Origin of the sequence: Streptomyces sp. NPDC001985 (genome assembly GCF_040296845.1) — a bacterium.
In the GTDB taxonomy this organism is placed as follows: Bacteria; Actinomycetota; Actinomycetes; order Streptomycetales; family Streptomycetaceae; genus Streptomyces.
This window is the reverse complement of the sequence record NZ_JBEOYB010000001.1, coordinates 181088-196095: the sequence shown is the minus strand read 5'-3', so window position 1 is coordinate 196095 and position 15008 is coordinate 181088. Positions and strand designations below refer to the sequence as shown.

The window sequence follows — 15008 nt, the reverse complement described above, 5'->3', positions numbered from 1 at the left end:
GGCACCTGAGCCCCCCCGCCCCGGAGGGGGGCTCAGCCCGGGAACCGGCCGGTGCTGCGCAGCTCCCAGCGCCGCTCCGCGTAGGCGATGTCATCGCGCCACAGCCGCCCGGCCGCCGCCCGCATCACCGGCCGGAGCAGCGGGGCCGCCGCCCTGGCGGCCGTGAACCCCCGGCGCCCGGACGCGGCGACCACCGCCTCGACAACGGCGGTACGGGGTGCTCCGGAGCCCTCCGGGGTCAGCGGCGTGGCATGGGTCTCGACCACCGAACCCCGCCCCTCGCCCCGGGTGATGCGCATGACCACCGTCCGGGGCCCGGGTGCGGTGAAGACCGCCCGCACCGGCACCACAGCGCGGCCCGCCACCTTGAACGAGACATCCACCGTGAAGGCGTCCCGGTCCCCGCCCTCCTCCTCCGCGCCGTCGCCCGGCTCGCCGACCACGGTCAGATCGACGAAGGAGTACGGGTGGAACCAGGCGCCGTGCCAGGGGTCGAGCCGATTGGCGATCACATCGTCGGGCTCGCACCGCCCGACGACCGTGCAGACCGCGTCCACCGCCCCCGCCGGATGCGGGCGGTGCGGCACGACGGGCCGCTCCAGCGGCTCCTCCCCGCCGGCCCGGTCGAGCCGCACCCAGGCCAGCACCCCGTCGTCGTACGCCGGATAGGGCTCCCACCCCGCCCGGGGACCGCCGTCCAGGGCGAGGCCGTGCCAGTGGCAGACGAGGGTGCCGCACCGCACCGGGCTGTCCCTGAGCGGCGCCCCGAGGTGGGGGCAGGCGCCGGGGCCCGCCCGCAGCGCGCCCCGGGCGTCCCGCCAGGCCACGACCTCAGTGCCGGCGACGGTCAGCCCGAACGGGCGGTCGCGGCCGATGTCCCGGGCGGCGCCCAGCACGTACCAGTTGCCCGACGGGCGGGCCCGGGCGCGCTTCAGCGCCCCCGCGATGACGCCGGGGGAGGCGTCGCGCCAGGTGGGGCGCTGCCGCTCCCAGGGGACCGGCCGCCGCCGCAGCCGCAGCGGAAACCGTCCGGTGTCCTCGCTCATACCGTCTCCCTCCGGGTGGGCGCGCGACCGGCCGCGGAGCCGGCGGCGGACCCGTTGGCGGGCGCCGCCGGGCGCCCGGCAGGCCCCGGCGAGGCCCCCCGGGCGCGCAGCCGGGCCACGGCCAGCCGGGCCAGACCGTCGGCCGCGACGGCCGCTCTGCGACGGCGCGGCACCACCGCCCGGCGGTGCACCACGGACCAGCCGTCCTCCTCGATGGCGTCCAGAATCCCCCCGTACAGCACCCGCGCGGTACGGATGCACGGCCGGGACACCGGGTCGAGCATCGCCACCCCGGGCGCCGCCTCGCGGTACACCCGGCGGGTGAGCGCGGCGGCCGACCGCAGGGCCTCGGTGATCCGCGCGTCGCGGGCCCCCGACGCGCGGCTCCACAGCAGCAGCTCCCGGTCCACCCCGTGCGCGCTCAGCAGATCGGCGGGCAGATAGACCCGCCCCCGGTCGAGGTCCTCGCCCACGTCCCGGAGGAAGTTGGTCAGCTGGAACGCCACCCCGAGCGCCGCCGCGTGCGGCGCGGCCACCTCGCGCGGGACGACGGTGCCGAGCACCGGCAGCATCTGGAGGCCGATCACGGCGGCCGAGCCGTGCATATAGGCGCGGAGGTCGTCGTAGGTGGCGTAGTCGGTGACCTCCAGATCCCGGCCCATCGAGGTCATGAAGTCCAGGAAGTGCCGGTGGTCGATGGCGTAGCGGTCCGCGGTGTGCGCGAGCGCCGTCACCACCGGCTCCGTGGTGGCGCCGCCGCGCAGCGCCGCGTCCAGATGGTCGTGCAGCGCCCGCAGCGCCGCCGCCCGCTCGGCCGGGGAGGCGCCGGGGGCGGGGGCGTCGACGATGTCGTCGGCCCAGCGGGCGAAGCCGTACAGGGCGTGCACGGCGGGCCGCCGCTCCACCGGCAGCAGCCGGGTGGCGAGGAAGTACGTCCTGCCGTGCCGCGCGTTGAGCCGGCGGCAGTGGGTGTAGGCGGCGCGCAGGGCGGGATCGGTGATGCCCGCGGCGACCAGCTCCCGCGCGCTCACGCGGACCCTCCCCGCGCCGGTGTGCCGGACTCTCCCCGCGCCGGTGTGCCGGTGCCACCCTCCGCCGGGGCGCCCGCCCCTCCCCGTGCCGGGGCTCCCGCGCCGCCTCCCCGGGTCCGGGCGGCCGGGGTGGTGCGCACCGGGGCGCGCAGCACCCCGGTGACCCGGGCCGCCGCGAGCTTCCCGGAGATGAGGACGGTCGGCACCCCCACCCCCGGGGTGGTGCCGCTCCCCGCGAGGACCGCGTTCTCCGTGCCGCGCACCATGTTGCGCGGCCGGAAGGGACCCGTCTGCGGGAACGAGTGCGCCACCGAGAACGGCGTACCGGCCGCGTGCCCCTGCGCCGTCCACTCCGCCGGGGTCACCAGGCACTCCTCCTCGATGGCCGCGCCCAGGCCGTCCAGCCCCCGGCGCTCCAGCTCCGCGAGCAGGCTGTCCCGGTAGCGGGGTCCCAGCTCCCGCCACTCCCGGGCGCCGGGGCCGATGTCGGTGTTGGGGCAGGGCGCCAGGATGTGGTGGAGATGGCGGCCGGGCGGCGCCAGGCCCGGATCGGTGGCCGTGGGCCTGGTGATCAGCAGCGACGGGTCGGACATCAGCCTGCCGGTGCGGGTCAGCTCGTCGAAGGTGCCCTTCCAGGCGGAGCCGAACGAGATGGTGTGGTGGGCCAGCTCCGGCCAGGTGCGGTGGGTGCCGGTGTGCAGCACCACGGCCGACGGGGAGTGCCGCAGCGGTCGCGGCCGGCGCGGCCGGTGACCGAGCAGCCGGTAGGCGACGGGCAGATCGGGGGTGAGGACCACGGCGTCGCAGGGGACGCGGCCCTGGGACGTGATGACGGCGGTGATCCGCTCGCCGGAGCGCTCCAGCCGCCGCACCTCGTGCCCGTACCGCAGCTCGGCGCCCGCCTCGGCGGCGGCGTCCGCCATGGCCCGGGGCAGCGCGTGCACCCCGCCCCGGGGGAAGAAGACACCCGCGACCGTGTCCATGTAGGCGATGACGGCGTACGCGGCCAGCGCCCGGGCCGGCGGCACCCCCGCGTACAGCGCCTGGAACGAGAAGACACGGCGCAGCCGTTCGTCGGAGAGGAAGCGGCCGATCCGGGCGTCGAGCCGGCCGAAGCCGCCGAGCGCGGCCAGCCGGGCGAGATCGGGATGGAGGAGTTGCAGCGGGGAGTCGAAGTTGGCGTCGATGAAGCGGCGCATCTCCACCGCGTGCAGCCGGGTCAGCCAGGTGCGCAGCGCGCGGTAGCCGCCCGCCTCCCGGGCGCCCGCGAACCGCTCCACCTCGGCCTCCATCGCCTCGGCCCCGGTGTGCACATCGAGGGAGCTGCCGTCGGCGAACCGCGCCCGGTAGGCGGGGTGCAGCGGAATCAGCTCCAGCCGGTCGGCGAGGCTGAAGCCGACCGCGGCGAACGGCTCCTCCATCAGATCGGGCATGGTCAGGACCGTGGGCCCGGTGTCCATCCGGTAGCCGCCCAGATCCAGCAGCCCCGCACGCCCCCCGGGCAGCTCGCCCCGGTCGACGACGGTCACCCGCCGCCCGGCGCCCAGGAGGTGCAGGGCGGCGGAGAGCCCGGCGAGCCCGGCTCCGACGACCACCACGTGGTCGGTGCGTCCCCTCACCGTCCTCATCGGCGCACCTCGCCACAGGACTGGAGCAGAGCGGCGACGGACGGCTCGTCCCCCGGCGGGGCGGGGTCGCCCGGCGCGCCGGGCGGGACACCGGCGACGGTGTGGAACAGCTCCCCCAGCCGGTGCCCGGCCCGCGGGGCGAGCACCGCCCCGGTCAGATGCCGGGTGCTCTGGGCCACCAGCCGTTCGATCCTGGTCTCGACGAGGGCGCGGGCCCCCGTCGCCACCAGCGCGGCCCGCACCTGGTCGAGCCCGCTCTCGGAGAGATCGCCGTCCCCGACGGCGGAGTCCAGCAGCGCGAGGACGCGCTGGTTCCCGGCGGCCTCGGCCCGGGCCCGGGCCACCGCCAGCAGATAGGTGAGCTTCCCCTCGCGGATGTCGTCCCCGGACGGCTTCCCCGTCCGGTCCGGGTCGCCGAACACCCCCAGGAGGTCGTCGCGGAGCTGGAAGGCGATCCCGGCGCAGCGGCCGGCCGAGCAGAGCGCGCCGGTGGTCCGGTCGTCCGCGCCGGCGAGCGCCGCGCCGAGCGCGAGGGGCCGCTCCACCGAGTACAGGGCGCTCTTCAGGGACGCGGTGCGGATCGCCACCGTGATGGAGCGGGCCCCGCGCGCCTGCCCGTGCAGATCCAGATACTGGCCCGCCACCATCTCGGTGCGCAGCGACCGCCAGACGGCGTTGACCCGCCGCCGGGTGTCCGGGGGCAGGTCGAGGGCCGCCACGGTGTCATCGGCCCACGCCAGCGCCAGATCCCCGACGAGGATGGCGGCCGAGCGGCCGAACGACTCACCGGGCCCCCGGCTGTCACCGGTGCCGTACTGCGCGTCCAGGCCGGTGTGGACGGCGGCGGAGCCCCGCCGCAGCGGAGAGCCGTCCATCACGTCGTCGTGGACCAGCGCGCAGGTCTGGATGAGTTCGAGGGCCGCCGCCAGCCGCAGCGCCGCCCCGGTCTGTCCTCCGTCGGAGCCGCGCGCGCACGCCCGCAGCCCCCACCACAGGAACTGCGAGCGCATCCGCTTGCCGCCGTCCAGGGTGAAGCGGGCGACGCGGCCGGCCACGTCCTGGGCGAAGACGGGGTCGATCGCCCCGGCCGCTTCGAGCCGCTCGCGCAACTCCTCCTCCAGGACGCGCCCGACGGCTCCGGCGACATCCGCGTCGACGACAGCCGGACGGGGGACGCCCGGAGGGCCGTCGTCCGGCTCCGGGGGAGGGAACCCGAAGGGGTGCGGCCGGGCACCTGACTGCTTGTGGGGGAGTGCCTCCGTCCAGGTGCGGCGCATCGCACGTCCTCTCATCGCGTTCGACCGGCAGGGGTTGGAGTGCATTCCGGTCGGACGCTCCTTTCGGATGCAGCAGCAGCGTGTTTGGCCGGAACTCCGGGGCGGTCCGGGGCCCGGGCGCCCAGTCCACCACGCCGGGAGCCCGATTCCCGGTCACCACGATCGGCCGGACGCGGGTTCACACGCGTGCCCGCGCGCCGGGCCGCCCGTGGCGAGCCGTCCACGGCTCCGGGGGTCCTTCCGGTACGGGCCGGCCGGGGCTCCTCCGGTACGGGCCGGCCGGGCACCCTGCTGGGCACGCAGCGGCCGGGGGCCTTCCGGTACGGAGCGGCCGGGGCTCCTCCGGTACGGAACGCGAGGGCGGGGCGGCCCCGTCGGGACCGCCCCGCCCTTCCCCTCCGTACCGCTCCCGCGCTCAGCGCTTGACGGCCACGAAACCCCACTGCTCGACCGGCTCACCGGTGACCGGCTCGTCGGGGCGCCACAGGCTGATCGAGCCGAAGCCGGGCTCGATCAGCTCCAGACCGTCCGAGAAGGAGCCCACGACCTCGGCCGGGCGCGAGATGTAGGGCAGCGCGCCCCCGCTCGCGTACTCGTCCGATCCGGCGCGGGTCTCCGGCGTCTCGATCGTGTCGCACAGGATCAGAGCGCTCCCGGCGGGCAGGACGTCCAGATAGCTGCGCAGCAGCGCGGCGGCGTCGGCGTTGTCCGCGACATGCCCCAGGGTGGAGAGCAGCATCAGCGCCACCGGCCGGGAGAGGTCGAGGGTCTTCGCCGCCTCGCGCAGCACGGCCGCCGAGTCCGTCAGATCCGCGTGCACATAGTCGGTGGCACCCTCGGGCCTGCCGACCAGCAGGGCGCGGGCATGGGCCAGCACGATCGGGTCGTTGTCGACGTAGACGATCCTGGACTCGGGCGCGGAGCCCTGGGCCACCTCGTGCGTGGAGTTGGCGGTGGGCAGCCCGGTGCCGAGATCCAGGAACTGACGTATCCCCAGCTCCTCGGTGGCATGGCGGACGGCTCGCGCCTGGAATCGGCGCGAGGCCCGGGCTATGTCGATGATCTGCGGGAACATCTCCTCCAGCCGTGCACCCAGGACCTGGTCGACCGGGTAGTTGTCCTTGCCGCCGAGCCAGTAGTTCCACACCCGCGCCGAATGGGGCGTGGTGGTGTCGATCTGGACCACAGGCTCCCGCTGCTCCGCGTTCATCGTGCTCTGCTCTCCTCGTATCAGCCCCCGCACAGCCCGTGCGGGGGGCATGCCCATGCTTCACCACCCGTCACATTTAAGCCAGTGGCGCCGGGGAACACGTGGCATATCGGGGCAGGTTGACGGCGCGGGAGGCCGTCGCGTCCGGTGCGGGCGCCGGACTTCAGCCCCGGTCCAGGCCGTTGAGCAACCGGCTGAGGAGCCGGGCGAAAGCGGCATCGGCGCTCGGCGGCGGCGGGGCTTCCGCGAGGATTCCCGCCAGTTCCGGGTGGTGGCCGTCGGCGGCGACAGCCGCGAGATAGGCCGCCTCGGCCGCCGCGAGTCCGGGGCCGTCCGAGGCCGTCCGCCGGGCGACCTCGTGGGTGACATGCCCGGCGACGAAGCCGGTGACCATGCTGAACACCTCCAGCTTCGCACCGGCGTCGAGACCGGCGGGCCGCAGGGCGACGAGCACATGCTCCAGGAAGGCGAGCGTGTGGGGCCCGAAGGTCCGGCGCGCGGGCAGCGCCGCGGGCAGCCAGGGGTGACGGAGCATGAGGGCGCGCTGGGCGTGCGCGACGGCGGCGAGGTCGGCCCGCCAGTCGCCGCTGAGCGGACCGGCCGTGGACAGTTCGCCGTTCACATGGTCGATCATCAGCTCCAGCAGTGTCTCCTTGTCGGGGACATAGCTGTAGAGCGACATGGCCCCCGCGCCGATCGCGGCGGCCACCGCGCGCATGGTGACCGCCTCCAGCCCTTCGGTGTCCGCGAGGGCGACCGCCGCGGCGGTGATCTCCGTACGGCTGAAGGCGGGCGGACGCCCCCGGCGCGGCCGGCCGGGGCTCAGCCACAGCTCGCGCGGGTCGACGCTCCCGCCGCCGGTTCCGCCACCACGGCCCACGGCAGTTCCCTTCGCTCGCTCCCGCCCCGCTTCTCCTGCTGTCCGGGAGGGGGCTTGCGGTGTCCATCCAAGCAGGCGTTATTCTCGTACGACGTACGGAAATGCAGGCCGGGGAGACCGAGGAGAGCCGATGAGACCGACGACGCGTGGTGCCGTGCCGATGTCCCGCCGGTCCGGGGGCCCGCGCGCGTCCCGCGGGCTGCCGCTGTCCGCGCGGATGCTGCGGGCCACCTGGCGCGGCCTCCCCGCGCGGCGGTACGACATCGGGTGGGAGCCGGGGTTCGAGGTGCCGGCCGCCGACGGCAGCCCGCTGATCGCGGACCACTACTTCCCGCGCGGCCCGGTGGGTGCGGCGGACGGCGCGGGCGGCGGGCCGGAAGGAGGCCCGGGGGGTGCTCCGGAAGGAGGGCCGGGCGTTGGTCCGGAGGAGGGGCCGGGCGCGGGCCCGGGAGGTGGCGCGGGTGCGGGAGCGGGAGGTGGTCCCGGCGGCGGTCCGGGCGGCGGTCCGGGGGGCGGTCCTGGCGGCGGTCACCCCACTCTCCTGGTGCGCTCGCCGTACGGCAGAGGTCTCCCGTGGGGGCCCCTGTACGGCATGCTCTTCGCCGAACAGGGCTTCCATGTGATCCTCCAGAGCTGCCGGGGCACCGGAGGCTCGGGCGGCACCTTCGACCTGTGGCGCCACGAGGCCGCCGACGGCCTCGCCGCCGTGGAGTGGCTGCGGGAGCAGCCCTGGTTCAACGGGGTGCTGGGCACGGTCGGCGCCAGTTATCTCGGCTACACGCAGTGGGCGCTCGCCCTCGACCCGCCGCCCGAACTGCGGGCGATGGTGGTCCAGGCCGGGCTGCACGACCCCCGCGCCCTCTTCCACTCGGGCGGTGCGTTCCACCTGGAGAACGCTTTGGTCGTCGGCGTCGGCATGACCCACCAGCACCGGGGCGCCCTGCCCTTCCTGAGGGCTGTGCTCCGCCTCGCCCGGCGGCTGCGCGGCGCCACCCGCGCCCTGCCCGCGCGCGACGGTCTCGCCGCCGGGCTCGGCGCCGAAGTCCCCTGGCTGGACGAGGCGGTGACCCACCCGGACGCCGACGACCCGTACTGGTCCGGCGCGTCCGTCCTGAGCGCCGCCGACGGCCCGGGCGTGCCCACCGCCCTGGTCACGGGCTGGCACGACGCCCTGGCCGGCCAGGTTCTCGACCAGTACGCACGGCTGCGCGGCTCCGGCCGCGACACCGCCCTCCTCGTCGGCCCCTGGACCCACACCTCCGCCTTCGGGCAGGGATGGCCCGAGGTGTTCGCCGAGAGCCTCGGCTGGCTGCGCGCCCATCTGTGCGACGACCCGTCGGCGCTGCGCCCGACCGGTGTACGGGTCCATGTGGGCGGTCAGGACGAGTGGCGGGACCTCGGCGAGTGGCCGCCGGCCGGGGGTGCCGTGCACTGGTATCCGACGCCCCAGGGGTATCTCACCCGGCTGGCGCCCACCGACTCCGCGCCGCTGGCGGCCTTCCGCTACGACCCGGCCGACCCCACCCCCTCGGTGGGCGGCCCCCTGCTCTCCCGCACCGCCGGAAGCCGGGACAACGGCGCTCTGGAGGCCCGTGACGATGTGCTGACCTTCACCGGACCGCCGCTGGCCGACTCCGTCGACGTGCTCGGCGCGGTCGCGGCGCGGCTGGAGGTCTCCACGGACACCGGGCACGCCGATCTCTTCGCCCGGCTGTGCGAGGTGGACGGGGAAGGCCGTTCCGTCAATGTCTGCGACGGGCTGGTCCGGGTGCGCACGGAGGGGGAGCGGGCCGTGTTCGTGACGGTGCCGATGGGTTCCACGGCCCACCGGTTCGCCGCCGGGCACCGCGTCCGGCTCCAGATCAGCGGGGGCGCCCACCCCCGCTGCGCACGGGGCACCGGCACGGGGGAACCGTCGGCCACGGCCACCGTGCTCGTGCCGGTGAACATCACGGTGCACATGCGCTCGGCGCTGATCCTGCCGGCCGGGGCTCCGGTGGTTCCGGCGGTTCCGGTGGCTCCGTCGGCCCCTGCGGGGGAGTAGCGCTCGCCGCTCAGCGCGGCTGGAGGGCGTGCTCGATCGACGCGACGGTCGCCCGGGGGTCGCGGACCTGGAGCACCAGCCGGGCGTACCGCTCGTCCGTCAGTTCCACGACCACCACCCTGGAGGCGTCCCGGACATCCCAGAACACTCGCTCACCCTTGGAGTAGAAGGTCCCGGCGGTGATGAAGCGGGGGAACTGGGTTCCGGGCGCGCGAATCCCCTTGGGTTCCCTGGCCATTCCGGGATCGACGGTCGCACCGCGCACATGGTCGAGCGGGATGGCGAGCCGGCTCCTGAGCGCCCACAGCCTGCCGAGGCCCTCCATCTCCACGATGAGTCTGCCGCTGTCGATCCTGACCTGTGCCATATCCGCTCCCAGCGAGTGGTGGTGGGGTTCAGTGGTGGTCGAGACGCTCCGCGAGGGCGGCGCGGGCCCGGCCGGTCTCCGCGGGGCTCGCGCCGGCCCGGCTGCGGATGCGCAGCCCGAGGGCGGCGGCGGTGAGGGCGATGGCCAGCCCGTCGTGCCCGGCTGTGCCGTCCCCGGACGTCTCCCGCCCCGCCGCCCCGCCGCCCGCGGCTCCGTCGAGCGCCGTGAAGGTACGGGTGACCAGCTCGGCCACCTCGTCGTCCACCGGCGCCCGCTCGACGGCGGCGAGCAGCAGCAGATCGAGCCCCGGTCCTCCGCCCGGCGGGCGCAGCGCCTCGCCCAGCACCTCACCGGGGTCGCCCGCCCGGGCCACCCGGTCGATCAGCGGGGCCACATCGTGCGCCAGATACCAGCGGAGCGCGGCCAGATAGAGGCCGCGCTTGCTGCCGAAGGTCTTGTACAGACTGTTGCGGTGCAGCCCCAGATGGGTGACCAGATCGTCGATGGAGATGCCGTCGTACGCCCGGCCGGCGAAGAGCCCGGCCGCCGAGCGCACCACTTCTGCCTCGTCAAAACCTCTTGGGCGTCCCATGGCCCCACCGTAAGCCATTAAGGAACGCTTGGTCAAGAACGACCGTTCCTTAACGGCGCGAGGCCGGCCCGCCACTGGGGCGGGCCGGCCCCGTGGGGGCGGGCGGTCACTCTCCCGACATCGCCGCGGCCATCCGCAGGTGCGGGGCCGCCTCGTCGGGCCTCCCCTGGCGCTCCAGGGTGCGGCCGAGCATCAGCCGGGCGTAGTCCTCCACCGGGTTCAGCTCCAGCACGGACCGCAGCTCCGTCTCGGCGCGGCCGAGCTGGGCCGAGTGGTAGTACGTCCGGGCGAGCAGCAGGCGCTGCGCGATCTGCTCCGGGGCCTCGTCGACGAGTCCGCGCAGGATGCGGGCCGCCGTGGCGTACTCCTTCGCGTCGAAGAACAGCCGCGCACGGTCCCACCGCTCGGCGGCGGTGCCGAACTCGAAGTAGGTCTCGTTCACTGGTTCTCCTCCTGGAGTCTCGTCCGGTCGCTGTCAGTGGCCACAACCAGAGGGGTTGGTTGAATATTCCACTACCCCTACTACCCTGTGGGCGTGGGGGCTGACGAGAGCCACCCGTACAGGAATAGGTTGGGAGCCATGAGCAATCTCGATCGTCAGGCCGTCCCCTCCCTCTGCGGCGGCCGTGGCTTCGTCGTCGCGGAACCCGTCCGTGAACTTCTCAGTCCCCGCCGGGTCCGGCTCGGGGAGTCCACCGAGGTCCGCCGGCTCCTGCCCAACCTGGGCCGGCGCATGGTCGGGGCCTGGGCCTTCGTCGATCACTACGGCCCGGACGACATCGCCGACGAGCCAGGGATGCAGGTACCGCCCCACCCGCACATGGGCCTTCAGACGGTCAGCTGGCTCCACGAGGGCGAGGTGCTGCACCGCGACAGCACCGGCAGCCTGGCGACCATCCGCCCGCGCGAACTGGGCCTGATGACCTCCGGCCGGGCCATCAGCCACTCGGAGGAGAGCCCCCGCGCACACGCCCGCCTCCTCCACGGCGCCCAGCTCTGGGTGGCGCTCCCCGACGCCCACCGCCAGGTGGAGCCCCACTTCCAGCACCACACCGACCTCCCGGTGGTCACCGCCCCCGGCCTGACCGCCACGGTCATCCTCGGCTCCCTCGACGGCGCCCGCTCCCCGGGCACCGCCTACACCCCCATCGTCGGCGCCGACCTCGCCCTCACCCGCGGCGCGAACCCGAGCCTGCCGCTCGACCCCGATTTCGAGTACGCGGTCCTCTCGATGTCCGGCGAGGCACACGTCGACGGCGTCCCGGTCCTCCCCGGCTCCATGCTCTACCTGGGCTGCGGCCGGACCGCCCTCCCCCTGCGCGCGGAGTCCGACGCCGGTCTGATGCTGCTCGGCGGAGAGCCGTTCGAGGAGGAGCTGATCATGTGGTGGAACTTCGTGGGCCGCACCCAGGCCGAGATCGAACAGGCCCGCACGGACTGGATGACCGGCTCCCGCTTCGGCGAGGTGAAGGGCTACGACGGCGGCCCGCTGGCGGCTCCCCAACTCCCGCCGGGGCAGCTGAAGAAGCGCGGCCGGGTGCGCTGACCGGGCCTTTCGGAAAGGGGTGCGGGCGGTCATCGGTGAAGATCGCCGCAGAGCCGGAGGGCGGGGAGATCTTCGGGTGGTCGCGGGCCGAGGAGGGCGCCGCGTGAGCCGCCGCGCCATCGCGCACGCCCCGGCGGCCGGGGCGGCACGGGCGCACACGACCTCCCCGGACACGTCGCGGTCCGTCCTGGAGGTGACCGCGGCGCGGCTGGTCCCACCGTTTTGCGGGGCCTGGCCCCGAGACCGAGTGCTCTCCGGTGCGCGGCCGGACCGCGTCGCCGGTGGCGCGGAGGACTGGCCGCGAGGTCTCTCAGCAGGTCACGGCGGGATGGAGAGCCAGGATTCACCAGGTTCAGTGGTATTCATCCATCTTTATCCGGCACCGGGTGTTCACACCGCCGGCCGGCGGGGGTGGGCCTCTCCGGGCAGGGAAGGGGGGCTTCTACGATGGAGGCCTCTCAGGTTTCACACCGGCGGGCGGAAAGTGCGGAGGCAGATGTTTTCGGTTCAGGTCAGGCCGGCGGCGGAAGCCGCGGTGCTCCGGCTCCGGGGGGAACTGGACGTCGAGAGCGTGGTGCAGCTGGACGAGGCCGCCGAGACGGCGCTGTCCGCGCGGCCCGCACCGTCGCTGGTGGTGGTCGACTGCGCATCCCTGTCCTTCTGCGACTCATCCGGTATCAGCGGACTCGTCCGGCTCTATCAGCGCCTGTCGGCGCAGCGGGGGCAGCTCCGGGTGGCGGCTGCGCCGGCGCCGGTGGCCAAGGTCTTCTCGCTCACCGGGCTGGACCGCGTGATTCCCCTCCACACCAGCACCGCGGAGGCCCTCACCGCCCGGAGCGGGCGTGACCGGGTGGCCGATACCGGTGCGGAGAGCGGATTTCGGGGAAGAGGGACGGAATGACCAGCACACCAGAGCGGCCGGCCGTACCGCACGGCCCCGGGCCGGCGGCATCTGCCGAAGAGGCGGATCTGCGTTCGCTGTTCGGTGAGTCGACCACTCTGTTCGCCTCGATGGCCGGCCCCGCTCATCTGCTGGAAGCCGCGAACCCGGCCTTCTTCACCGCTGTCGGCCGCACAGCCGAACGCACGGGGCTGCCGCTCGGGCAGCTGATGCCCGAATTCGCCGAGCAGGGCTTCATCACCCTGCTGGACCGTGTCTACCGCACCGGCCGGCCGTGCGTTGACCGCAACGCGCGGGTACTGCTGGGCGAGGGCACGGGGGTGCGTGAGGCGTTCTTCGACTTCACCTACGAGCCTCGCCGCGACCGGGGCGGCAATGTGATGGGGGTGCGGATGATCGGGATGGAGACCACCCAGGTCAACCACGCCCAGCGGCTGACAGCCGAGCACCGCGCCCTGCTGGAACAGATAGCCCGCCAGGCTCCCCTGGCGGACGTGCTGGAGGGTATGGCGAAGGTGATCGAGGACCTGTCGCCCGGAGTCCTGGTCTCGGTTCTGCTGGCCGACGAGGACGGTCTCCATCTGCGCCACGGCACCGCCCCGAGCCTGCCCGCCTTCTACAACCAGGCCATCGACGGCATCGCCACCGGTGACGGCGTCGGCTCCTGCGGCACCGCCGCGCACCGCGGGCAGCGCGTCATCGTCTCCGACATCGCCACCGACCCGTTCTGGGACGACTTCCGCGGCCTGGCCGAGCGCGCCGGCCTCGCGGCCTGCTGGTCCACCCCCATCCTGGGCCGCGACGGGCACCTGCTGGGGACGTTCGCGATGTACCACCGCGTTCCGCGCGCCCCCGCCGAGGCCGATCTGGCACTCGCCGGTGTCTTCGCCGACACCGCGGCGCTGGCCATCGAACGCCATCATGCCGAGCAGGCCCGCCTGGCCGCCGAGGCGGGCGAGAAGGCGGCCCGTGACGACCTGGCGTTCCTCCTCAAGGCCAGCACCACACTCAGCTCCGACCTCCACTACGCCCAGACCTTCGAGCGGCTGGCCGCCCTGTGTGTGCCCGCCCTGGCCCCGCTGTGCGCGGTCGATGTCATCGAACAGGGCCGGGTGCGCCGCATCGCCACCGCCGCCCTGACCGCGGACGCCCAACAGCTGCTCGCCTCTCACATCCCGGTCTACGACGCCGGCGACGACGCGGTGGCCCGTGTGCTGGCGTCCTCGCTGACCGAGGTCGCCCGCCGTGCCCCCACCGGCCCCGGCCCGTGGCAGGACCTGGGCATCACCGGCTATCTGTGCGTGCCGCTGACCGACCGCGGCCAGACCTTCGCCACCCTGACGCTGCTCACCACCGGGGACCACGCCTTCGACGGGCACGCCGTGGCTCTGGCGGAGGAACTCGCCCGCCGCGCCGCCACCGCCGCCGGCAACGCCCGCCAGTACACCCAGCGCGCCGCCCTCGCCCGCGACCTCCAGGCCGGCCTGCTGCTGCCCGATCTGCCGACCCTGCCCGGCGCGGAGCTGGCCACCTACTACCACCCCGCCGGTGAAGGACTGGACATCGGCGGGGACTTCTACGACGTCTTCCCCCTGGACGGCGGCGGCTGGGCCTTCATGCTCGGTGACGTCTGCGGCCGGGGCGCGCTCGCCGCCACCACCACCGCCCTGGTCCGGCACACCGCCCGCGCCGTCGCCTCGTTCCTGCCCGGCCCCGAAGCCGTCGTCCAGGCCGTCAACCACGCCCTGATCAGACGGCACGGCAGTCACGGCACCGGCTTCGTCACCCTCGTCTACGGGCATTTCACCCCCACCGGGGCCGGACTGGAGATGGAACTCGTCCGGGCCGGTCACACCCTCCCCCTGCACCTCACCGAGGACGGCACACACCCCGTCCACTGCGACGGACCACTCCTCGGAGTGCTGCCGGACCCCCAGCTGTGCTCTCGCCGCGTCAACCTCGCCCCCGGGGAGAGCCTGGTCCTCTACACCGACGGCATCACCGAAGCCCGCAACAGCGCGAACGAACTCTTCGACGAGGAACGCCTCACCCAGGCACTCACTCCTCCGCCACCGAGGGCTCCGGCCGTCCTGGACACCCTCACCGCCGCGGTCCACTCCTTCACCGGCGGCCGTGACATCGACGACGACCAGGCCGTACTCGTCCTGACCGCCACCCACCGCGACACCGACACCGACACCGACACCTGATTCCCGAACCCCGAACGGCACTCGGGGACGCGGTACGGGCCGAGTGCCGCGCGCACTCGGGAGGCCGCCCACGATGAAGCCCTCCGGCAGCCGGACCGCGCGGACCGGGCTCACCTGTGTCACGGGGCCGGGCGGTCGTGGTGCCGCCCGGCCCCGCGGGCCCTTCTCCTTTCGGCACGGGAGAGGGGCGTGGTCCTTCCGGACTGGAAGGCGCGGGCCCCGGAAGGGTGCCTGCTCTTCCATTTGCGGGGCTCGGGTACCGGTCCGCAAGGAATA

At 74.5% G+C, this 15008-nt stretch carries 12 protein-coding genes and 1 pseudogene; 4 read left to right on the top strand and 9 right to left on the bottom strand.

All coding sequences use genetic code 11. The features are described from left to right. Nucleotides 1-32: 32 nt before the first annotated feature. The 6 genes from ABT122_RS00780 to ABT122_RS00755 form a co-directional block, all read right to left on the bottom strand. The gene (locus ABT122_RS00780; RefSeq protein ID WP_351543151.1) at nt 33-1046 is read right to left on the bottom strand and encodes a Rieske (2Fe-2S) protein; all 1014 of its coding nucleotides are present in this window, start codon (nt 1044-1046) and stop codon (nt 33-35) included. Continuing rightward, nucleotides 1043-2077 carry a phytoene/squalene synthase family protein gene (locus ABT122_RS00775; RefSeq protein WP_351543148.1) on the bottom strand — a complete coding sequence of 345 codons (1035 nt, stop codon included), beginning with the start codon at nt 2075-2077 and terminating at the stop codon, nt 1043-1045. The genes ABT122_RS00780 and ABT122_RS00775 overlap by 4 nt, the downstream gene beginning before the upstream one ends. Continuing rightward, nucleotides 2074-3705, bottom strand: a complete 1632-nt coding sequence (gene crtI, locus ABT122_RS00770; RefSeq protein ID WP_351543146.1) for a phytoene desaturase family protein — start codon at nt 3703-3705, stop codon at nt 2074-2076. Before crtI ends, ABT122_RS00775 begins: the two co-directional genes overlap by 4 nt. Next, nucleotides 3702-4982, bottom strand: a complete 1281-nt coding sequence (locus ABT122_RS00765) for a polyprenyl synthetase family protein (RefSeq protein WP_351543144.1) — start codon at nt 4980-4982, stop codon at nt 3702-3704. The genes crtI and ABT122_RS00765 overlap by 4 nt, the downstream gene beginning before the upstream one ends. Nucleotides 4983-5397: 415 nt before the next feature. Beyond that, the gene (locus ABT122_RS00760; protein ID WP_351543141.1) at nt 5398-6192 is read right to left on the bottom strand and encodes an SAM-dependent methyltransferase; all 795 of its coding nucleotides are present in this window, start codon (nt 6190-6192) and stop codon (nt 5398-5400) included. A gap of 163 nt (nt 6193-6355) precedes the next feature. Further along, nucleotides 6356-7072: a TetR/AcrR family transcriptional regulator gene (locus ABT122_RS00755; RefSeq protein ID WP_351543138.1), complete on the bottom strand. Its 717-nt coding sequence runs from the start codon at nt 7070-7072 to the stop codon at nt 6356-6358. A 523-nt stretch (nt 7073-7595) separates the two neighbouring features. On the opposite strand from ABT122_RS00755, the pseudogene ABT122_RS00750 reads away from it, so the two are divergent. Further along, nucleotides 7596-9116 (top strand): annotated as a pseudogene (locus ABT122_RS00750) (CocE/NonD family hydrolase); the annotation flags it as partial. A gap of 10 nt (nt 9117-9126) precedes the next feature. Here ABT122_RS00750 and ABT122_RS00745 read toward each other — a convergent pair. The 3 genes from ABT122_RS00745 to ABT122_RS00735 all read right to left on the bottom strand — a co-directional run bounded on the left by ABT122_RS00745 (nt 9127) and on the right by ABT122_RS00735 (nt 10517). Next, on the bottom strand, nt 9127-9483 hold the full coding sequence (locus ABT122_RS00745) for a PH domain-containing protein (protein ID WP_351543135.1): 357 nt from the start codon (nt 9481-9483) through the stop codon (nt 9127-9129). Between the two features lie 28 nt (nt 9484-9511). After that, nucleotides 9512-10075, bottom strand: coding sequence for a TetR/AcrR family transcriptional regulator (locus ABT122_RS00740; RefSeq protein WP_351543132.1), 564 nt, complete (start codon nt 10073-10075; stop codon nt 9512-9514). A 106-nt stretch (nt 10076-10181) separates the two neighbouring features. Then, nucleotides 10182-10517, bottom strand: coding sequence for a tetratricopeptide repeat protein (locus tag ABT122_RS00735; protein ID WP_351543129.1), 336 nt, complete (start codon nt 10515-10517; stop codon nt 10182-10184). A gap of 138 nt (nt 10518-10655) precedes the next feature. On the opposite strand from ABT122_RS00735, the gene ABT122_RS00730 reads away from it, so the two are divergent. The 3 genes from ABT122_RS00730 to ABT122_RS00720 all read left to right on the top strand — a co-directional run bounded on the left by ABT122_RS00730 (nt 10656) and on the right by ABT122_RS00720 (nt 14732). Continuing rightward, entirely contained in the window at nt 10656-11621 is a 966-nt protein-coding gene (locus ABT122_RS00730) for a pirin family protein (protein ID WP_351543127.1), read from the top strand. 496 nt (nt 11622-12117) lie between these two features. Next, entirely contained in the window at nt 12118-12522 is a 405-nt protein-coding gene (locus tag ABT122_RS00725) for an STAS domain-containing protein (RefSeq protein WP_351543125.1), read from the top strand. Beyond that, entirely contained in the window at nt 12519-14732 is a 2214-nt protein-coding gene (locus tag ABT122_RS00720) for a SpoIIE family protein phosphatase (RefSeq protein ID WP_351543123.1), read from the top strand. The genes ABT122_RS00725 and ABT122_RS00720 overlap by 4 nt, the downstream gene beginning before the upstream one ends. Nucleotides 14733-15008: the final 276 nt, after the last annotated feature.

Coding starts and splice junctions, on each gene's coding strand:
- crtI (WP_351543146.1), bottom strand. CDS start 3,705: ATGAGGACGGTGAGGGGACGCACCGACCACGTGGTGGTCGTCGGAGCC.
- ABT122_RS00765 (WP_351543144.1), bottom strand. CDS start 4,982: ATGCGCCGCACCTGGACGGAGGCACTCCCCCACAAGCAGTCAGGTGCC.
- ABT122_RS00725 (WP_351543125.1), top strand. CDS start 12,118: ATGTTTTCGGTTCAGGTCAGGCCGGCGGCGGAAGCCGCGGTGCTCCGG.
- ABT122_RS00740 (WP_351543132.1), bottom strand. CDS start 10,075: ATGGGACGCCCAAGAGGTTTTGACGAGGCAGAAGTGGTGCGCTCGGCG.
- ABT122_RS00780 (WP_351543151.1), bottom strand. CDS start 1,046: ATGAGCGAGGACACCGGACGGTTTCCGCTGCGGCTGCGGCGGCGGCCG.
- ABT122_RS00720 (WP_351543123.1), top strand. CDS start 12,519: ATGACCAGCACACCAGAGCGGCCGGCCGTACCGCACGGCCCCGGGCCG.
- ABT122_RS00760 (WP_351543141.1), bottom strand. CDS start 6,192: ATGAACGCGGAGCAGCGGGAGCCTGTGGTCCAGATCGACACCACCACG.
- ABT122_RS00730 (WP_351543127.1), top strand. CDS start 10,656: ATGAGCAATCTCGATCGTCAGGCCGTCCCCTCCCTCTGCGGCGGCCGT.
- ABT122_RS00745 (WP_351543135.1), bottom strand. CDS start 9,483: ATGGCACAGGTCAGGATCGACAGCGGCAGACTCATCGTGGAGATGGAG.